Origin of the sequence: Natronorubrum thiooxidans, from assembly GCF_900156475.1 — an archaeon.
In the GTDB taxonomy this organism is placed as follows: Archaea; Halobacteriota; Halobacteria; order Halobacteriales; family Natrialbaceae; genus Natronorubrum; species Natronorubrum thiooxidans.
This window is the reverse complement of sequence record NZ_FTNR01000001.1, coordinates 244,246-264,370: the sequence shown is the minus strand read 5'-3', so window position 1 is coordinate 264,370 and position 20,125 is coordinate 244,246. Positions and strand designations below refer to the sequence as shown.

The 20,125-nt window shown below is 62.4% G+C and carries 18 protein-coding genes; 13 read left to right on the top strand and 5 right to left on the bottom strand.

The genetic code is table 11. The annotated features are described in order from the left end of the window. Window positions 1-20 precede the first annotated feature (20 nt). From BW940_RS01365 to BW940_RS01355, 3 genes are all read left to right on the top strand, one after another. Window positions 21-374, top strand: a complete 354-nt coding sequence (locus BW940_RS01365) for a HalOD1 output domain-containing protein (protein WP_076607383.1) — start codon at window positions 21-23, stop codon at window positions 372-374. Next, window positions 371-556, top strand: a complete 186-nt coding sequence (locus BW940_RS01360) for a hypothetical protein (protein ID WP_076607382.1) — start codon at window positions 371-373, stop codon at window positions 554-556. The genes BW940_RS01365 and BW940_RS01360 overlap by 4 nt, the downstream gene beginning before the upstream one ends. Window positions 557-700: 144 nt before the next feature. Then, window positions 701-1,078 (top strand): hypothetical protein, encoded by a 378-nt coding sequence (locus BW940_RS01355; protein WP_076607381.1) that lies wholly within the window; start codon window positions 701-703, stop codon window positions 1,076-1,078. Window positions 1,079-1,088: 10 nt separating this feature from the next. On the opposite strand, the gene BW940_RS01350 is transcribed toward BW940_RS01355, so the two are convergent. Beyond that, window positions 1,089-2,048, bottom strand: a complete 960-nt coding sequence (locus tag BW940_RS01350) for a calcium/sodium antiporter (protein ID WP_076607380.1) — start codon at window positions 2,046-2,048, stop codon at window positions 1,089-1,091. Between the two features lie 180 nt (window positions 2,049-2,228). Between BW940_RS01350 and BW940_RS01345 the strand changes: the two genes are divergently transcribed. The 3 genes from BW940_RS01345 to BW940_RS01335 all read left to right on the top strand — a co-directional run bounded on the left by BW940_RS01345 (window position 2,229) and on the right by BW940_RS01335 (window position 5,222). After that, window positions 2,229-3,800, top strand: coding sequence for a Na+/H+ antiporter NhaC family protein (locus tag BW940_RS01345; protein WP_076607379.1), 1,572 nt, complete (start codon window positions 2,229-2,231; stop codon window positions 3,798-3,800). Then, a complete protein-coding gene (locus BW940_RS01340) occupies window positions 3,797-4,072 on the top strand; it encodes a DUF7513 family protein (protein WP_076607378.1) in 276 nt (91 codons plus the stop codon). The genes BW940_RS01345 and BW940_RS01340 overlap by 4 nt, the downstream gene beginning before the upstream one ends. 91 nt (window positions 4,073-4,163) lie before the next feature. Then, complete coding sequence (locus tag BW940_RS01335; RefSeq protein ID WP_076607377.1) at window positions 4,164-5,222, top strand: DNA methyltransferase; 1,059 nt, start codon at window positions 4,164-4,166, stop codon at window positions 5,220-5,222. A 303-nt stretch (window positions 5,223-5,525) separates the two neighbouring features. Here BW940_RS01335 and BW940_RS01330 read toward each other — a convergent pair whose 3' ends face one another. Together BW940_RS01330 and BW940_RS01325 are read right to left on the bottom strand one after the other, a co-directional pair. Next, on the bottom strand, window positions 5,526-6,188 hold the full coding sequence (locus BW940_RS01330) for a potassium channel family protein (RefSeq protein ID WP_076607376.1): 663 nt from the start codon (window positions 6,186-6,188) through the stop codon (window positions 5,526-5,528). Window positions 6,189-6,338: 150 nt separating this feature from the next. Continuing rightward, window positions 6,339-7,694 carry a glycerate kinase type-2 family protein gene (locus BW940_RS01325; protein WP_076607375.1) on the bottom strand — a complete coding sequence of 452 codons (1,356 nt, stop codon included), beginning with the start codon at window positions 7,692-7,694 and terminating at the stop codon, window positions 6,339-6,341. A 285-nt stretch (window positions 7,695-7,979) separates the two neighbouring features. Between BW940_RS01325 and BW940_RS01320 the strand changes: the two genes are divergently transcribed. Both BW940_RS01320 and BW940_RS01315 read left to right on the top strand, forming a co-directional pair. Continuing rightward, complete coding sequence (locus tag BW940_RS01320; RefSeq protein WP_076607374.1) at window positions 7,980-9,461, top strand: NCS2 family permease; 1,482 nt, start codon at window positions 7,980-7,982, stop codon at window positions 9,459-9,461. Window positions 9,462-9,570: 109 nt separating this feature from the next. After that, window positions 9,571-9,828 carry a glutathione S-transferase N-terminal domain-containing protein gene (locus BW940_RS01315; RefSeq protein WP_076607373.1) on the top strand — a complete coding sequence of 86 codons (258 nt, stop codon included), beginning with the start codon at window positions 9,571-9,573 and terminating at the stop codon, window positions 9,826-9,828. A 26-nt stretch (window positions 9,829-9,854) separates the two neighbouring features. Here BW940_RS01315 and BW940_RS01310 read toward each other — a convergent pair whose 3' ends face one another. Then, complete coding sequence (locus BW940_RS01310) at window positions 9,855-10,823, bottom strand: transcriptional regulator (RefSeq protein ID WP_076607372.1); 969 nt, start codon at window positions 10,821-10,823, stop codon at window positions 9,855-9,857. 180 nt (window positions 10,824-11,003) lie between these two features. On the opposite strand from BW940_RS01310, the gene BW940_RS01305 reads away from it, so the two are divergent. From BW940_RS01305 to BW940_RS01285, 5 genes are all read left to right on the top strand, one after another. Beyond that, window positions 11,004-12,299, top strand: a complete 1,296-nt coding sequence (locus BW940_RS01305) for a tRNA(Ile)(2)-agmatinylcytidine synthase (protein WP_076607371.1) — start codon at window positions 11,004-11,006, stop codon at window positions 12,297-12,299. Window positions 12,300-12,468: 169 nt separating this feature from the next. Continuing rightward, a complete protein-coding gene (locus tag BW940_RS01300; RefSeq protein WP_076607370.1) occupies window positions 12,469-13,578 on the top strand; it encodes an OBG GTPase family GTP-binding protein in 1,110 nt (369 codons plus the stop codon). Between the two features lie 104 nt (window positions 13,579-13,682). Further along, window positions 13,683-15,392: a Na+/H+ antiporter NhaC family protein gene (locus BW940_RS01295; RefSeq protein ID WP_076607369.1), complete on the top strand. Its 1,710-nt coding sequence runs from the start codon at window positions 13,683-13,685 to the stop codon at window positions 15,390-15,392. 48 nt (window positions 15,393-15,440) lie between these two features. After that, window positions 15,441-16,232, top strand: coding sequence for a VOC family protein (locus tag BW940_RS01290; protein ID WP_076607368.1), 792 nt, complete (start codon window positions 15,441-15,443; stop codon window positions 16,230-16,232). A 680-nt stretch (window positions 16,233-16,912) separates the two neighbouring features. Beyond that, complete coding sequence (locus BW940_RS01285) at window positions 16,913-19,324, top strand: BGTF surface domain-containing protein (RefSeq protein ID WP_076607367.1); 2,412 nt, start codon at window positions 16,913-16,915, stop codon at window positions 19,322-19,324. 307 nt (window positions 19,325-19,631) lie between these two features. On the opposite strand, the gene BW940_RS01280 is transcribed toward BW940_RS01285, so the two are convergent. Beyond that, window positions 19,632-20,054: a thiol-disulfide oxidoreductase DCC family protein gene (locus BW940_RS01280; protein WP_076607366.1), complete on the bottom strand. Its 423-nt coding sequence runs from the start codon at window positions 20,052-20,054 to the stop codon at window positions 19,632-19,634. Between the last annotated feature and the right edge of the window lie 71 nt (window positions 20,055-20,125).

The window sequence follows — 20,125 nt, the reverse complement described above, 5'->3', positions numbered from 1 at the left end:
CTAAACTGAGGTAGAATAGCATGACAGCCAGCCTAGCCAGTGTCGAGTTGGAATCACTCGAGTACTCTCGAGCGTCAGAAACGTATCGTGCCCGGTACGACCAAGACACGACGTCTACAAGCATTGCCGTTGTCGCAGCGATGACGAACATTCTGGACGTCGGTCCGCTCGAACTGGACCAACTCTACTACACGATCGACACCGATGCCCTTGACAAACTCGGACGGATTCAGGGGACGCCGAACGGAGCCGTCGACATCTCGTTTGCGTTCGAAGGATACGGGATAACCGTGTCCAGCGACGGGGTGGTAGCAATCTCGCCACCGGACCACGAACGAACGGGCGGCCGGGACACAGGAGCCACGAACGAATGACCACCGAGGAGTCAGCACTTTCGTCCGAAGCGGAATTAAACGCCGAACTGAAGGCACTCCTTCGTCGAGCCCACTCTAACGGGATCGACGTCGAAGGGGGGTGGGAATGTCGAAACGGTACCGAACACCCGGACTGGGACGTGATCGTTACCGAAGTAGAGAAAAACGGCGAATCGGAGTGACTCGCCTCGAGCAGTTCTGACTCTGGCACATCGCTGACACTGGCAGCTGTTGAACGGAACGGGCTGATCGATACGGGTCTCGAGCGCCACATCGATCTCGATGCAGTAGCGTGTTTTATCCCATTCACGCCCGTGTCCCACTGTATGGCAGATACGAAAAAGGGACGAGACAAGCAAGCACGTGACGCAGATGACCGCCAGCGGGAGCGGGAACTCACGGAGGCGCGTGACCGTGCCGACGAAGCCGAACCACCAGCTGACGAAGACGAGGTCGACGAGGCGGACGACTCGCTCGAGTCGGCTCGAGAGTGTCACCGTCGAGGCTGTACCGAACCGGCGATGTTTGTCGTCGTCGAACGGTACCAGGAAGAAACCGGCCACGGTGCCGTCGAAGCAGAGGCCGTCTTGTGTCGAGAACACACCACCGAAGAGAGTCCCGTGAATCTCGATGGGGCCTATGCAGATTACCTATTTCGTATCGAACCCCTCCCCGAAACGGGGATGACGGAGACAGAGACGTGAACAGCTCGTATTACACGACGGCGCTTGCGAGCCAGTAGCCCACCCCGACCGCGACGAGGACGACGCCCTCGAGTCGAGTCACCCGCCTCCCGGTGGCGACGAGCACCGTCGCGATGACGGTCAGTGCGATCAGCCAGGCCAGGCTGGGAAAGACGGCGGGGTCGACGACCGTCGGGCGGACGAGGGCGGCAAGTCCGAGGACGCCGAGGAGATTGAACACGTTCGAGCCGATGACGTTCCCCGCCGCGATCGTGACGTCGCCCTGTCGCGTTGCGACGATTGACGTCACGAGCTCCGGCAGTGAGGTCCCGGCAGCGACGACGGTCACACCCACCAGCCACGCCGAGACACCGAACGAGAGGGCGATCGCCGTTGCTGAATCGACCAGTAGCCGCCCGCCGACAGCGACGAGAACGAGACCGACGACGAGGCGACCACTCTCGGGGCCGTACTTGACGCGGATGTCGGCGCTGGAACTCGCCGTCTCGGCGACCGCATCGTCGTCCGGCGCGGGCGACCGTCGGACCGCCAGTCCGATCACGACGAGATAGCCCGCCAACAGCCCGACGAGCAAGGCCCCCTCGAGTCGCGAAACGATACGGTTTGCGAGGACGAGCGCGGCGATTCCCGTCGCGCCGGCCATCGCGACCGCATCTCGTCGGAGCAGCGTCTCCGTGACGCGGAACGGAGCCAGAATGGCGACGATACCGAGGATCACGCCGATGTTGAACACGTTCGAGCCGATGACGTTGCCGACTGAGACGTCGCCTTGTCCCTCGAGTGCCGCCGTCACCGAGACGGCGATCTCCGGCGCGGAGGTCCCGAAGGCGACGACGGTGAGACCGATAACGAGCGGGGAGATACCGGCCGCGCCCGCGAGTCTCGAGGCCGCATCGACGAGCCATTTGGCACCGAACCACAGCGAAAGGACACCGACGCCGAGCAACGCGGCGTTCTCGAGGAGAGCCATCCGTTCGCTATGTCGATTGATATCGTCAAAAGCGTCGGGCCGACGGAGGTGGCCACCAACCGTCAGCGATTCGACTGTCGGACCGTCTGGGTCCTGTTCGGGGCGTCGTCTTTTTATTCACCATTGAAGTGTTGAGAAGACTTATCAACGATGGTTTGAGTATACATATCGTGTGTTCATATGAGTGGTACTAGTGATGATTCAATCGATGGTGACCCGACTGATGCATTCGTGCAGGGAACCAGCGATGAAGCGCCACGAATAACGTTTTATGGCGGCCGCGGAATGAGCGCGTTCCCAATCGCGTTTTTCATCCTCTGGGCGGTCGCACAGACGGCGCTTTGGCGAATATCCGATACGGGCGGGTTGATCGTCGGCATTCTGGTCGGCCTGATCGCCGGGATGTTCTTCGTTCGCGGAAGTTGGAAAACGTACGCGAACACGATCTTTGAGGGGATGACCCAGCCCGTCGCGGTGACCGCGATCGTCGCCTGGATCTGGGCGGGAATGTTCGCCGAACTGTTACAGGACGGTGGATTCGTCGACGGGCTCGTCTGGTTTGCCGACGTTGCGGGCATCGGCGCGACGCTGTTTCCGGCAGTCACGTTCGTCCTCGCAGCGCTGTTCACGACGGGGATCGGAACCGGGTACGGCGCAGCGATCGCGTTCGTCACGCTGTTCTTTCCAGCGGGAATCTTACTCGGCGCGAATCCCGTCTTGCTGTTCGGGGCGATCCTCTCGGGGGCGATCTTCGGCGACAACCTCGCGCCCGTCAGTGATACGACGATCGTCAGCGCCGTCACACAGGACTCCGACATCGGCGGCGTCGTCGCCTCGCGATTCAAGTACGTGATCATCGCCGCGCTCATTGCACTCGTCGGCTACATCGTCGCCGGCCAGTTCATGGGCGGTCTCGACATCGCCGGAGACGCCCAGGAGATCCTGGTCGCCCAAAGCGAACCCGTCGGGCTGATCCACCTCGTCTCCATGGGCGTCGTGATCGGCGCGGCGGTCGCCGGCCGTCACATCGTCGAGGCAATCTCGTGGGGGATCGTCTTCGCGATCGGCTTCAGCCTCCTGCTGGGGCTGACGACGATCGGTGATATCGTCTCCTTTAACGCGCCGACGGACGCGCCGGTTGCGGAACCACTCGAGTTTCTGCCGTTCCTGACGATCGTTGATGATCCCAACGCGGTCGGCGTCGGCGGGAGCCTGATCAACGGTGCGGCGGGCTTTTTCGAACTCGCAATTCTCGTCCTGTTGATCATCGCCGCGGCCCAGATCATGATTCGGGGCGGCGCGTTCCAGGCGATCCTCGATTGGTCGCTCGAGAACCTCGCGACGAACGTCCGCAATGCTGAACTCACGATGGTCGGCTCTGCAGCACTGATCAACGCCGTGATCACCATCAACACGGCCGCCGAAGTCGCGATCGGGCCGTACATCTCGAAGATCGGCGAGCGATTCAACTTGAACGGCTACCGGCGCGCGAACATCCTCGACGGCCAGACCGCTGCACTGGGGTACATCTTCCCGTGGTCTGGCGGCGTTCTCGCCGGCTACACGGCGATGCAGGACCTACCTGGCCAGTACGACTGGTTCGACACGAGCATGCTCGTGACGCCGATCGACGTCGTGCCGTTCGTCTTCCAGGGGTGGCTGCTGGTGGCCGTGTTCGTCATCGCAGCGATCACTGGATTCGGCCGTGAGTACGTTACCGACCGCGAAACCGAGGAGGTGGCACGAATATGAGCCTATTCAAAAAATATTTCAAAGGATGGACGCTCCGCACCACGACCCCATCGTTCGAGGTGGGCGACGAAATCAACGTGTTCGTCGCGGCGTCGAACAGCGACGGTAACGGACACGCCTACATCGGTGACACACACCTGCTCATCGAGGGGGCCGGCCCGCAAACCGTCGAGAAACGCGTTCGAATCCGCGTCACCGAGTTCGACGAAACCGACGCGACCGGACGCGGCGAGTTCCTCGAGGTCGTCGGCGAAAGCTCCTACTCAGGGTAGCCCGACTGTCGTTTCTTTTGGCTAACGGTGTCTGCCCGAGCGACGGGACCGAGAGCCACGACTTTAAGCACCCACGGTATCCACTCGAGATATGACAGATGACGGGGACCGGCATCGCCAGAGTCGCCTGGTCACGGATGAAGACGGCGGGTTCGACGCCGAACGCGCTCGCGACGAGTCCCTCCCAGTCGAGGACGGCGAACTGGTCGACACCGACTCACTCGCCGACCACCAGCGCTATCTCGAGGGCCGAGGGATCTACGACGAGCGAAACCGAGTCAACGATCTCACGGGGAAAGAGTGGAAGTACGCGACGAAATCCGTCCTCGCGGAGGGGTATCCCCCGGCCGTCCAGCACGACCTGCGTAGCGAACACGGCGGCCAGAAACCACCACGACTCTGTGCCGAACTGATCGGTCGGTTCAGCAAGGCCGGCGACACCGTTCTCGATCCGTTCGCCGGCGTCGGCGGCACCTTACTCGGCGCGAGTTTCTGTGAACACGAGGGGACCGGTCTCCGTGAGGCGATCGGGTTCGAGCGCAACGACCGCTGGATCGAGATTTACGAGACGGTCCTCGAGCGCGAAAACGACGAGCGACGAGCCCGCGGCGAGGCCCCACTTGCCGAACAGGACCTGCGCCACGGCGACTGTGCGGACCTGATTGCAGACCTTCCCGACGATTCGGTCGAGTTGCTGTTGACTGACGTCCCCTACTGGCACATGGACGAACTCGAGCAGACGCGAAACGAACGCGAGACACGGAAGAGCAAGCTCGGGTCGTTCAATGGCGCGGGAGACGCCACTACCGAGTCAACAGCGGCCGACGACGCGGACGGCAAGACAACACAGACGAAAGCCGAGTGGCTGGCGGATATGGCCGAGAAGTTCGATCGATTCACCGACGCCGTCACGCCCGACGGGCATCTGGTCGTCTTCATCGGCGACATGTACCGCGACCAGTCCTACGAGTTCCTCTCGGCGGATCTCGCCCGCGCGATCGAGTCGACCGCCCCGGTGACGCTCGCGGCGAATTTGATCTGGTACGACCCCACGAAAGATCTCCACGTCTACGGCTACCCGTTCTCGTTCGTCCCGTCGATGGTCCACCAGAACGTGCTCGTCTTCCGGCTCGAGGACGAGCGTACCTAACGGTCTGACTCTCGTCTGTCGGGTGTCTGACGCGGTTTTATTGGGACACAGCGTGATGAATTAATTGGCGCGCACTGGCAGAGACCTCCCCCATCCCACTCTATCCACCCATTCGCGCGCCAGCATCCCACTTTCACTCCCGTTTTCGCGTTCGTCCAGCCGAGCGGCCGTTATCCGACAGCCCGCGGTCAGCTTGAGTCCGTTCAGTGGCGAGCCCGTATCAGACGGACTGCCGTCCGTCAGTTCCGGCACGACTGCCGGACGGCTCGCGGTCGCACCGGGACGTCGGGACAGCAGACTGTATCAGGCGTTCGTGGGCAACAGCCTCGCCCGAACCTCGTCCGCTCGAGCAGTTTCGGTGATCACCGCGACCTCGTCGCCGGCTGCAAGCTCCGTTCCCGGGAGCGGAATCGTCAACGACTCGTGTTCGCGACCGTGCGCGTAGATACGTGCGCCCTCGGGAAGCTCGAGTTCGCTCATCCGTTTGCCGACGGCTGGCGACCCGTCCCTGATCTTGAGGACGGTCAGTTGCAGGTTCGCGGCGAGGTCGGCGACGACGTTGAAATCGCCGCCGAGCATGGCCGTTTTGGCACCCGCAGCCCCGAGTCGCTCAGGGTAGATGACCTCGTCGACGTCTTCGGCGTATCGCTCGTAGATCTCCTCGCGGTAGTCTTCGTCGATCCGCAAGACCGTGCGACAGCCGTGGTGGGTGCCGACCATACAGGCCGCGAAGTTGGCGTTGAGATCTGGCGTGAACGCACCGATCGCATCGGCGGTTTCAATGCCCGCATCGACGAGCACCGCCTCGTCAGCGCCACTGCCATGAATCGCCTCGAACCCGTCCTCTCGAGCCCGCTTAACGCGATCGAGATCGTCGTCGACAACCACGGTCTCGTGGCCTTCCTCGGCGACGATGCGTGCCGTTCGCGATCCGACCCGACCATAACCCACGATGACAAACCTCATGAGACGGAGGTACACGCCCCGAGGTAAAATATACTGTGGGCGTTCAGTGGCTGGTGGCCGACAGGACGGATCGCCGGGACCGACTTAACGATCCACCAAACCCCCTACTAACACACCGTTTCCGGTGGCCCGACGCGTCGGATACCGTGGCTACTCGTCGTCGGAGCACCTGTCGGCTGCGGCGGGTTCCTCGATGACGAACACCCGAAGATCGTTCAGATTCGTTCCGGTCGGCCCGGTTTTGACGAGTGCGTTTCGCTTGTCGAGATAGGGGAAGACGTCGTTTGCTGCCAGCGCGTCCTGCGCGTGTTTCGGGTCGTCGACGGTCCCGTCGTCGACGATGCCACCCGCAGCGTCGCTCGCCCCGTCGATCCCGTCGGTGTCGACGGCAGCGACGGTGATTCCGCCCTCGAGGGAACACGCTGCGCTCGTCGCGAACTCCTGGTTCGGCCCGCCCGTCCCGTCACCGGTGACCGTCACCGTCGTCTCGCCGCCCGAAAGGAGCACGGCCGGCGGCGAGACGGGCGTCCCCGTCGCCAGCACTTCCTCCGCGATGGCGACGTGGGTCGTCGCCGACTCGCGAGCCTCACCACGCATGCGAGTGGAGAGAACGAGCGGCTCGTACCCCCGTTCGGCAGCAACCTCGGAAGCGACCTCGAGGACGGTCATGCCGTCGGCGACGATGTGGTTCGAAACCCGATCGAAGACAGGATCGTCGGAGCCCGGCGTTTCCGGAATCGCGCCGGTAGAGCCGCGCTCGAGACGGTTAGCGACGGCCACGGGGACGTCGATCTCGTAGCGGTCGATGACCGTGAGCGCGTCGTCGAACGTCGACTCGTCGGGAGCGACGGGACCGCTCGCGATCACGCTCAGGTCGTTGCCGACGACGTCGCTCAAGAGAACACCGACGACCGTCGCCGGGGCGAGCCGACGGGCGAGCTGGCCGCCTTTGAGCGCCGAGCAGTGTTTGCGGACGGCGTTGATCTCGTGAATGTCGGCCCCGCTCTCGAGCAACGCGTCAGTGGTCGCCTGCAGGTCGGCAAGCGAGATGTCGCCCGCGGGTGCGGCCATGAGCGCGCTGCCGCCGCCCGTGATCGCCGCCAGCACGAGCGTTCGCTCGTCGGCCGCGTCGGCCGCTTCGAGGAGGCGGCGTGTTCCCTCGACGCCACGCTCGCTCGGTACGGGGTGGTCGCCCACACAGACCGTGACAGACTCGAGGTCGGTGGGATCGTCCGTGACGACGACACCACGGTCGATTCGATCGCCGAGGACGGCCTCGAGTGCCGCAGCGACGTGTGCAGCGGCGTTGCCGCCGCCGAGGACGACAAGGTCGTCGTACGCGCCGAGGTCGTAGGTTGTGTCGGCCACGTGGAGGGTGTCGCCCTCGAGTGCGACCGCCTCGTGGATGACTCGTCGTGGATGGCCGGCGTCGATTCCCGCCTCGAGACAGGCGAGAGCGACGTCGCGCGCGTCGGTCGTCGCCAGTTGAGTTCGGTTTCCGATCACAGACGACCACCCAACTCGAGGTCCGAGGACCGGTGGCTGCCCCCGGCTGGGTCGCCGACTGAGTTGATGACGGACGGGAGAGAACGCTCGAAGCACATAGCCGAGCGTTCTTTATGAGCGTGCTAAAATCAAGGGGATCGGCTGTGCGGTGAGTGGACTGTTGATATTCACGGCCAGTGACAGAATCGGTAGCCAAAGCCCACAATGCACAAACATGAACATCTATCTGGCGACCTCGGACGGGAACTTTTAACTAATCGGTCTTGCTATGCTCGAGCGTCCAATATGGGGGCTTCCGATACAATCGCAGAGTACTTCGGGTTCGACGAATCCGACACTGACTATCGAACAGAAACGCTTGCGGGGGTGACGACGTTCCTGGCGATGGCCTACATCATCGTCGTCAATCCGGCAATCCTGAGCAGCGCAATCCTCTGGAACCACGAGACCGGCGAGTTCCAGGGTGAGGCAACGATCAACGGGGCCGTCTACGGTGCCGGCGAGATTATCCAGATGCTCGCCGTCGCGACGATCCTCGCGTCGGTCGTTGCAACCGTCGTGATGGCGCTGTACGCCAATCGACCGTTCGGGCTCGCGCCCGGCATGGGGCTGAACGCCTTCTTTACGTTTACGGTCGTCGTCATCCTCGGCGTCCCGTGGCAGGTCGCGCTCGCGGCCGTCTTCGTCGAAGGGCTGGTCTTCATCGCACTGACGGCCGTCGGCGCACGACGGTACGTCATCGAACTCTTCCCGGAACCGGTCAAGTTCGCCGTCGGGGCCGGTATCGGTGTCTTCCTGCTCTTTCTCGGCCTCCAGGAAATGCAGGTCGTCGTTCCGTACGACGCGACGCTCGTGACGCTCGGCAACGTCCTCCAGAGCCCGGTCGCCGCGCTGTCTCTCGCCGGGCTGTTCCTGACGCTGTTGCTGTATGCGCGTGGCGTTCGTGGCTCGATCGTCATCGGGATCGTGACGACGGCCGTCGCCGGCTGGGCGCTCACGCTCGCGGGCGTCGTCTCACCTGACGTGCTCACGCCGGAGGGATCCTACGACGACGTCACGAACGAAGGGATCGTCTCGATGCTGACCTCGGTTCAGTACGACTTTACCCCACTGTTCTGGGGATTCGTCGACGGCCTCGGCATGATCACCGAGGATCCGTTCGTCTTCTTGCTGGTCGTGTTCACGTTCTTTTTCGTCGACTTCTTCGACACCGCGGGCACGCTCATCGGCGTCTCCCAGATCGGCGGCTTTCTGGACGAACACGGTGACCTCCCGGAGATCGAAAAGCCACTGATGGCCGACGCGGTCGGGACGACCGTCGGCGCGATGATCGGGACCTCGACCGTGACGACGTTCATCGAGTCCTCGACCGGCCTCGAGGAAGGCGGTCGGACTGGCTTTACGGCGCTGGTCGTCGGCGGACTGTTCGCACTTTCCTTGCTGGTCGTCCCGCTGATGGCCGCGATCCCCCAGTATGCGACCTATCTGGCGCTGGTCGTCGTCGGGATCATCATGCTCCAGGGTGTCACTGACATCGACTGGCAGGATCCCGCGTGGTCGATCTCCGCCGGATTGACGATCACGGTCATGCCGCTGACCACCTCGATCGCGAATGGGCTCGCCGCCGGGATCATCAGCTATCCGTTGGTCAAAGCCGCGATAGGCGAGACTCGAGACGTCTCACCGGGCCAGTGGGCGCTTGCACTCGCGTTCATCGGCTACTTCATCGTCTACTTCTCCGTCGAATCAGGGGCAGTGACGTTCTAAGCACGCCGACACGCACGCTCACATCCTGCAGTCGCTTTCCACCACCAGCTTCCCGGCATCATACCGGCTAACCGGTGGTCTCTTGGCCACCAGGCCACTTCCTCGAAATATGGCAGACATCACGCTGTACGATCTCCCCGGCTGTCCGTTCTGTGGAATAGTGCGCTCGAAACTCGACGAACTCGACCTCGAGTACGACACGATCGACGTTCCTCGTTCACACGCTGCACGAACGGAAGTCAAGGAAGTAAGCGGTCAAACGGGCGTCCCGGTCATCACCGACGAAGCCCAGGGTGTCGAGGGCATGCCCGAAAGTAGTAACATCGTCGACTATCTGGAAGAAACGTACGGCGAAGATGGAGCGTAACTGCGACGGGCCGGTTCGCGAGCGACTCAGGCTGCTTCTTCGTACTCCGCGCGCTCGCGAATAACTTTCCGCAACTCTGCGGCGTCGTGGAGGTCCTCGAGTTCCTCGCGTTCGACCAGTGCGGTGCCGTCGACCGACTCCTGTTTTGCGCGGTCGACGACGTAAACCGATCGCGTGTGAGTGACCTGACCGATCGAACTCATGATTCGGGCGCGCTTTTCGGCGGCTTTCGTGAACTTTGAGTGGCCGGTCAACACGACGCCTTCGTCGTCGTCCTCGTCACGGCTGACGGCTTTAAACGGCGAGCGCAGCGTCGGATGGACGTTGTAGCCGGCCCGTGTGAGCACGGCGACGACCTGCTCGTCGTCCGGATCGGCGTCGGGATCGTCCGGCGTCGCCTCCGTTTCGTGGACCTCGTCGGCCCCCTCTAAGACGTCAACGGGGCTCGTCAGTGGCGCTTCGAAGAGATCCTCAAGTTCCATCGCGACCTCGACGGAGGCGTTCATCCCATCCTCGTACTTCGAGACGGTGCGCCTGGAGACGCCGAGTTGGTTCGCCAGTTGGCCGAGACTCCACTCTCGATCCTGGCGTTCGTCGGCGAGCAAGTCGCCGTCGATGTTGACGTAGAGGCCGCCGGGGGCGGCGTAGATCAGCGGCGGGACGCGCTCGATGAACAAGTTGTACGCCGTATCGGGGCTGAGGACGGGGACACCGTGTCGGAAGTAGACGACGTCCGGCTTGAGATCCTCGTCGCGACTTCGGAGGCCGACCACCATCGGCGTCGCATCGAGATAGGTACCGAGTCGACGCATCTCGTGGCCAGTCGCCTCGTTGAACGCGTCGATGTTGCCGAGGATCTTGAGCAGGAGCAGGTCGTCACCACGCCGGGCTGCGATATCGAAACTCTTCGGCCGGATCGCACACCGGTCGCTCACCACGAATCCCGCGTCCTCTAACATCGCGGTCACGTTGCCGACCAGTGCGGAGCGGGACATACGGGGGTGTAAGCGATTCCTCGTATAAAACCTTTCCTCCCGGCGGGCCGTCTTCGGTGTCGCGATTCGTGGCTGCGCTGGCAGTATACTTATATAGGAGAGTACGCCCCCGGCGGGACCGATCCTCGAGCCGGCTGGCGTCCCGAAAGGGGTTAGCCGCTCCCAGTCCAAACGCCGTCGATGACTGTCGTCGGGATCGATGATACGGATTCCCGCGAACGTGGGATGTGTACGACCTACGTCGCCGCACAGGTCGCCGAGCGACTGCGTCGAGCGGGTGCCGTGGTCGACCGACTCCTGCTCGTTCGACTGAATCCGGCCGTCGAGTACAAGACGCGGGGCAACGCCGCGCTCGCGATCCACACCGACTGCGATCCCGCCCGGGCGTTCGAGATCGCCCGCGCCCGTCTCGAGGACCTCGCCGAAACGGCCGACGAGCGGACGAATCCGGGACTCGTGGTGACGGCAGACGACCCCGACGACACGCCCGACGACGTGTGTGACTTCGCGTGGCGAGCGATCCGCGAGCATCTCGAGCCCGCCGACGCGGTGGCCCTGATCGAGCGATACGGCTACCGATCGTGGCACGCCGACGACGGCCGCGGACGGATCGGTGCGCTGGCCGCGATCGGCAGCTGGCGCGCACTCGAGGACTGGACGTACGAACAGATTTCCTACCGCAAATCCGAACGGTGGGGGACGCCGCGGGCGGTCGACCACGAGAGCGTCTTCGACGCGGCCGACTGGGGCCGTCCAGAGGTGTGGGATACAGTCGACCGCGGCGAGAACGACACCGTCTGCGTTCCCCACACGCCCGGACCGATCCTCCACGGGATCCGTGGGGACGACCCCGACGCCGTTCGCGCCGTCGCCGACCGGATCGCTAGCGAACCCGTCGCCTCGAGCCAGCTGTTCGTGACCAATCAGGGGACGGACGTCCACCTCCGGGACGGCGCGCTCGGGTCGGTCACGGATGACCACGCTTACCGCGTCGACGGGCGGGTCTCGAGCGCGCCCGAAACCCGGCGCGGTGGGCACGTTTTCGTCGACCTCGAGGCCGCAGACGGCGGTGGGGGAGACGCTGGCGAGCCAGCACGACTCGAGTGTGCTGCTTTCGAGCCGACGAAACGGTTTCGCGACCGCGTGCGGGCGCTGCGGGTCGGCGACCGGCTCACTGTCTGTGGTGAAGTCGCTCGCGGGACACTCAAACTCGAGAAGTTCGCCGTTCGCGACCTCGTGACGACCGAGCGCGTCACGCCGACCTGTCCCGACTGCGAGCGCCGGATGAAAAGTGCCGGCCGGAATCAGGGGTATCGCTGCCGGGATTGTGGGACCAGTACGGACGGCAAGGCGGAACAGCCGCTCGAGCGCGACCTCGAGGTCGGCTGGTACGAGGTCCCCCCGTGTGCGCGCAGACACATTTCGAAGCCGTTGGTGCGTGGCGGGTTCGACGCGCCGACACATCCCGAACGGTAGCCTCGATGTCACTCGAACGAGCACGAGCCGTCGACCGTAGCCCGTGCTGTATGGCGTTTCACGGCGACGGATCGACACTGGTTCCCACCGAACGAGTGATTCGGTCCACTCCTCGCCCGGCGGCTCGCATGGAAAGTGTTTTTCGGCACGGGCGGTTGGATACAGGCAAATGGGGCTCGAGGACGAGATCGAGAAGATCGAAGACGAAATCGCCAACACGCCCTACAACAAGTCGACAGAGGCCCATATCGGCCGGCTGAAGTCCAAGCTCGCGGAGAAAAAAGAGAAGCTCCAGAATCAGAGCTCGGCTGGTGGCGGAACCGGCTACTCCGTCGAGAAACACGGCGACGCGACTGTTGCGCTGGTTGGCTTTCCCAGCGTCGGCAAATCGTCGCTGTTGAACTCGTTGACCAACGCCGAAAGCGAGACGGGGTCCTACGAGTTCACGACGCTGGATGTCAACCCGGGGATGCTCCAGCACCGCGGGGCGAACATCCAGATGCTCGACGTGCCCGGGCTAATCGAGGGCGCGGCGTCGGGACGCGGTGACGGCCAGCAGGTGCTGGCGGTCGTCCGCAACGCCGACCTGATCGTCTTCGTGCTCTCGGTGTTCGATATCGACCAGTACGATCGGCTCCAGGAGGAGCTGTACGACATCAACATCCGCGTCGACCGGGAGCCACCACGGGTGACGGTGCGTCCGAAGATCAAAGACGGCATCAAGATCACCTCGAGCACCGAGCAGGACTTAGACGAGAAGACGATCTCGGACGTCCTCCGCGATCAGGGCTACGTCAACGCCGACCTCAACCTCCAGGAGAACGTCGACATCGATCGGCTGGTCGACGGCCTGATGGAAAACCGGGAGTACATCCCGTCGATCACGTGTGTGAACAAGGTCGACCTGATCGAACCCGACTACAAGGAACAGGTCGACGAGCAGCTACGCGAGCGTGACTTAGATCCCGAGGAAGTGACGTTCATCAGCGCCGAGGTGGAGAAAGGGCTCGATGTCCTCAAAGATCGTATCTGGGAGAACCTCGGTCTCATCCGCGTCTACATGGAAAAACCCGGCCGCGGGATCGACTGGGAAGAGCCACTGGTTGTCGAGGGCGGGACGACCGTCGGCGAAGCCATCGAAAAACTTGGCGGCGAGATGGAAGATCGATTCCGCTTTGCCCGTGTGACCGGCCCTAGTGCGACCCACGACGAACAGCAGGTCGGCAAGGATCACGTCCTCGAGGACGAAGACGTGCTCAAACTCATTTTGCGTCGCTGAGTCGTCCCTGCAGACGCCGAACACGCGTTTCACCGCCGATCTGTGTGAAAATTCACAGGTGTCGAATGGGCAGGATTATCCCGATGCTCGATGAGTAACCGGGTATGTCGGAATTTGGGGCACTATCGCTCGTTCCACCGCTGCTCGCGATTGCACTCGCGATCGTGACGCGTCGGCCGATGCTGTCGCTGTTCCTCGGCATCTGGTCGGGCGGGGTCATCGCGACTGGAAGTATCGGACTCGGACAGGCGTTTACCTGGATCGCCGAATCGATCGCGGACATGTTTCACGCCCAGATCCTCATCTTCACCTTACTGTTGGGTTCGGGCGTCGCACTGATCTGGCGACTCGGCGGGGCGACCGCCGTCCGCAACTGGGCCACCGAACGGCTCGAGACCCAGCGCAACGCCGGGCTGGCGACATGGGTGCTCGGCATGCTGTTGTTTTTCGACGACTACGCCAACACGGCCATCGTCGGCTCCACGATGCGCGAGATCTCCGATCAGATGCGGATCTCCCGCGAAAAGCTCTCCTATATCGTCGACTCGACGGCCGCTCCCGTGGCGACGATCGGCCTCTCGAGTTGGGTCGCGTTCCAGCTGTCGATGATCGACGAGGGGTACGCGAGTCTCGTCGAGAACCGCGACGTGGCGGCGGCCGACACGCCGGGCGTGTTCGAAACGTTCGTCAGTTCGATTCCCTTCAACACCTACTCGCTGCTCGCGATCGTCATGGTGGGGCTCATCGTTGCCTCGCGGCGTGACTACGGCGAGATGCTCGACGCCGAACACCGCTCGTGGCAGACCGGGAAGGTCAACCGCGACGAGGCCCAGCCGCTGCAGGAAGTCGAGAAAGACCTCGGTGCGCCGATCGAGGATAAACCGATGCTTCGGACCTTCTTCGCGCCGATCGTCGTGTTGATCGCCGTCACGCTCGCGGGGGCGTTCTGGACCGGCTACCAGTCCTGGCTCGGGGAGCAGGCCGAGGCGGATGCGACGATGTCGCTCGAGGCGGCGATGAGTCAGGACGGCGTCGTGCAGGTGCTCGTCGACGTCGTGGGTGCCGGCGACTTCGCGGCCGCGCTCATCTGGGGGTCGTTCGCGATGGTGGCGACGGCGATCACCATCGGGCTCGTCTACGATCTCTTCGATCTCGGTGCTGGCGTCGAGACCATCCTCGACGGGTTCAACCTGATGCTGACCGCGGTGACCGTACTGGTGCTGGCCTGGTCGATCAGTGCGGTCGCCGACGAGCTCGGGACGGGGACGTACGTCGCCGGGGCCGCGGAGGGTGTCGTCTCGCCCGCCGTTCTCCCGATCGTCGTCCTACTTGTGGCCGCGTTCGTCGCCTTCACGATGGGGTCGTCGTGGGCGACGATGGGAATCGTGACGCCCATCGCGATCACCGTCGCCTACGATCTGACCGGGACGTTCGACCTCATGCCCGTGATGGTCGGCGCGGTGTTCTCGGGGGCGATCTTCGGCGACCACACGTCGCCCATCTCCGACACTTCCGTGCTCTCGTCGACGTTTACGGGGGCCGACCTCATCGACCACATCCGCACGCAGCTGTACTACGCCGCGACCGTCATGCTGGTCGTGGTCGTCTGCTACGTGTTGTATGGATTCCTCGGCGTCTCGCCGCTTTTGTTCCTCCCGCTTGGCGTGGCCCTGCTGGTCGGCCTCGTCTACACCTTCTCCGAACTCGACGCCCGGCGCAAGGGTGTCGATCCCAAAGCCTCCTCGGTGGCACGAGACCCAGATAACCGAGAACCGGAGTCAGCGGCCAGCTCCGCCCCTGGAAACGACGACTGAACCACCGTCTTCGCCACGTTTTTGCCGCCTGCAGGTGTGGGTTCGCGTATGGACGGAACGCTCGATCACACCATGCTACGCGTCGCCGACCTCGAGGAATCACTCGACTGGTATCAGACCCACCTCGAGTACGAGGAAAAGGACCGCTTCGAGGGCGACGGCTTCACCATCGTCTACCTCGGGCCCGAGGAGATGCACGAGGACGGCGCGTTGCTCGAGTTGACCCACAACGAGGGCGAGGACGACCTCGCAGTCGGCGACGCCTGGGGACACGTCGCAGTTCGGGTTCCCGAGGGCGAACTCGAGGCCCACTACGAACAGCTCATGGACGAGGGCGTCGCGGACTACCGGGACCCCGAGAGCTGTGGCGGCCGCTACGCGTTCATTAAAGACCCCGACGGCCACGAGATCGAGATCGTCCAGCGCGACCAAGGCGCGCTGTGGTCGCTCGACCACACCATGATCCGCGTCGAAGACGCCGACGAGGCGCTTGGCTACTGGACCCGGAAGTTCGAGTACGACGAGGTCGGCCGCTGGGAATCGGACACCTTCGCGAATTACTTCGTCGAACCGCGAGACGCCGCCGACGAGGCGATGTCGCTCGAGCTCACCTACAACTACGACGGCCGGAGCTACGAGCAGGGCGACGCCTGGGGCCACCTCTGCGTTCGCGTCGACGACCTCGAGGCCGACTGGGAGACGCTGCTCGAGCGCGAGGCCCCCGACTACCGCAATCCCGAGAGCAACGACAACATGTACGCGTTTACGAAAGATCAGGACGGCCACGAGATCGAACTCCTCGAGCGCGACCCCGAGGCCGAGTCGCTGTTCCCGTTCTGAGTCGACACGGCCAGTATCGACACCACCACGGCCAGAGCGCGCTGGGGCGATTCGCCGCTGCGTCGGTGGGCAGCAAACCAGATTTTGACGTCGGTTTCGACATCACACTAGTGTGGTCAGCGACGAGTCCGGATTCCGTCGTCGCAGGCGAGCATAGACTGTCACCGACTGAGACAGTCTGTTGTCCGTTAGTTTCGGCGTGACCGCAAAGCGGCTCGCGATTGCGCCGAGGCCATCGATACCACAGCTCGAATGACGTTTCGAACGGGCAGTCTGTTACTCGAGCCGAGAGATCGACTCGAGTCTCGAGGCCGGTAAGCAGTTCTTACAGAGACTCTCGCACATAACAGTATCTCCGCGTGCGTGACCGGATCAGTGCCCGCTCGAGGAATCATCCATTCCGTCCGAGGTGTCCGGCGGTAATTTATGCTTGCGAACGTGTCTCATGATACGTTATCAATTCGATCGAACAGCTCTAAAGGCGACGCAGTCGTGCGTTCTCGAGTCGATTTCTCACCAGAATGGACTGTTGAAATATCCAGAAAGCTTATTACGCGATGCTTTATACGTTTGTATACCCCTACCCGGTGCGAGTCAGTGCGGGTTCCCGCATTGTATCACACTCGCACTCCGATCGTACCGTGCGACGACTAACACAACACGAAATACAAGACAACTTAATGACAAACGAAACTACATATCGCGAAAAGGGACGCGCACTGTTCCTGGCCGCGCTTATGGTAATGTCGGTTGTTGCCATGTCCGCAGCGTTTGTGGGCGGCGCAGCAGCAGCAGACAATACGGTAAATGATCCAGCTGACTTCGGCGAAGTCTGGCAGGGTCAAGAGGTTGAGGTGAATAATTCTAGTGCAAACTGGGAAGCAGACGACCCAGTCCAGCTTCGAGAGGGTATCTCTGGCGACTCTGAGCGCATCGATATCCTTCGTGCCGACAGTGATGGTAACGTGACCTTCGACACGTCTGACCTCGAAGGATTCCACTTCCTCGAGTACAATGAAACGGAGTACCAGTTCTACGTGGACGTTGAGGACTCCGAGTTCGAGTTTGAACCATCCATCGTCGACAACCGCGGCGAAGGTGACTCCGAAGCAGAACTCAACTTCACCGAAAGCAACCGTGACAACATCGACGTTGTCATCACCGCTGAGCTTGACGGTGAGGCAGTCGACGCTGAAGCGCTCGACGACATCTTCGGTGCACAGGGTACCTCCGTCGAAGCAGCTGACGACGACGAGATGGACACGGACTACTACGAAGTTAGCGGCTGGAACGTTGGCGACAACCTAACGTCCGACTTCGAGGACCAGGACCTTGGTGACTACGAGTTCACCGTCAGCACCGCTGACTCGACGGCTTCCGACACCGCTGAGATCTCCGTCCTCGAGCGATTCGACCCAACGATCAACTTTGCAGAGCGAACCTCCGAGGGTCAGATCGGTAACATCGTCACTGTCGACATCAACGTCGAAGACTACGACGACGAAGTCAACCTGAAACTCGGCGACGAAGAGGAAGTCGGCGTTGAGGCTCACTACAACGTGACGCCTGGCGACGACGGAATCACGCTCGAATACGACACCACGGAGAACCTCACCAATGGAGTTACATTCACTGAAGGAACTCCGGCTAACGGTGATGCCAACGTCGTTGCAGATGTCGACGAAGCTCCGCTCGCAGCGATCGATTACGAGCTGAGCGTTGGTATTGAAGGATGGGACGGAAACAACGTGCAGAACGAGCAGGACACCGGTCTGCTCCTCCTGAACGATCGCACGCCGATTGACGACGACGCAGTCGCAACGTGGACGGCTCCGAACGACGACAGCCTCGAAGAGGCTGACTCGTTCGAAGACCTTGCTGAGTCGGCAACGCTGACGCAGACGAGCGAACTTGCTGAGAACGACCACCTCGCACTCAGCTTCGAGAACCCGAGCGTTTACTCCTCCATCGAAGCAGGAGACAACGAAACGGATCTCGCTAACAACGGCTTCGAAGTCGTTGTCACCGAACAGCGTGAGCGCGCAAACCGTGCCCCTGCAACGTGGGCATCCAACATCAGCAGTGTTGACAACGCAGACCAGCTTAATCTGACTGTCCTCTCCGCAAACCAAGAGGACGGCACAGTGGTCATTGCAGTCGACAATGTTGAGGACCTCACAGTCGGTGAGGACCTCGAAGCCGAACTTATGCTGACCGAACAGAGCGTCTTCTACGATGAAGACGCCGAGGAAAGCGCCTCGTCCGAACTCTCGATTGAAGAGCGAACGATCGCGTGGGACGACAGCGCTGCCGAACTCCCTAACAGCGAGGACGCTGTTGCAGCAGGGACCTCCAACGCAGCACCCGGCACGGAAATCGATACTCGTGCCCGCTCGTCCGGTAACTTCGTGATGCCGGTTACCGCAGTCGTTACTGAAGACGGCACTTTCGAAAGTGCATTCGACTTCAGTGACTACGACGCAGGCACTGAGCTTGACCTCCGTGCACAGGACCCACTGCACTCCTCGTCTAACGAAATCCGCGACGAGACCGGTGCTGTCCTCGTCGAGAGCGGCGATGAGCCTGCAGAGGCTGACCTCGACTGGAACGTTAACACGGATCCAGCAGAGCCTGTTGCGGGCGACGACGTTGACGTGACTGTCTCCGCCGAGAACCTCGGCGACGAGACCGGCAACGCCTCCTACGAGTTCATCTTCAACGGCGACACCCTGCTCGAGGGCGACGACGTCTCCCTCGAGGGTGGCGAGTCCGACTCGTGGACCGAAACCGTGACGGCTGAAGAAGCCGGTGACTACGAGTGGGAACTCAAGGTCGACGGTGAGGTCGCAGAGTCCGGTACGCTGACCGTCTCCGAGGAGACGACTGACGACGGCGGCAACGCTGACGACGGCGGCAACGCTGACGACGGCGACGCTGACGCCGACGGCGAACCAGCTGACGACGACGGCGAACCAGCTGACGACGACGGCGACGATGGCGGCGACGAAGACGGAACGCCCGGCTTCGGTGTCGCTGTCGCTGTTGTCGCTCTGCTCGCAGCCGCCATGCTGGCCCTGCGACGTCAGAACTAACTCGTAACTAACTACCGGATTTCATCCGGCCCTTTCCGAACTTCGACTTTTTTGACATTACAACACCCACGAGCGATCCGCTCGCTCGAGTCGCGAGATACCCATCGCGAATCACTGAGCAACCGTTGTCAGCACCCGTCACAACGGCACGCTGTCTGATCGGTGCTGCTGCCGACCAACTCACTGATAACAGCCGCGACGCCACGGAGTTCACTCGAGGCTGTTGCACCGAGCAATACACTGCTGGCGCTGGTCGAAAATAGCTCGACAGTTGAGTCAGCACTCACTGTGCTGGCGCTCGAGGCTGCTACTCGAGAAAGCGCTGCTGGACGTCGCCGGTGGGCATCATGCACTGCTCTTTTTTACCGAACAGTCGATAGCGGTTGGCCGCGACGAGATCGTACAGCAGATCGCGAACCGGCCGTGGCACGAACCGAAACGGGCCAAGCAGTGCGTAGGCACCGCCGAGGATCGAGGCGATGCGGATCACGGCCGCCGATTTCACGTAACACGTCTCGCCTTCGATGAGGACGATCGACTCGAGGTCGTCAGTCGGCAGGTCGTGTTCGGCCAGCAGCTCCGTCCCAACAGCCGACTGTAGCGATGCGAAGTAAAACTTCTCCTCCGTGTCCCGTGGGACCAGAAACTGCACGAAGCCGTTACAGAGGTTACAGACGCCATCGAAAAGAACGATTGGGTCCCCATCGGGAACCGGTGTGGTGGCGCTCATTCGGGTGGGCTTGCTAGGGTGTGGTACCAATTCAGCGTTTCGATGAACTATGTGCAAGCGGCCGGGCGAAG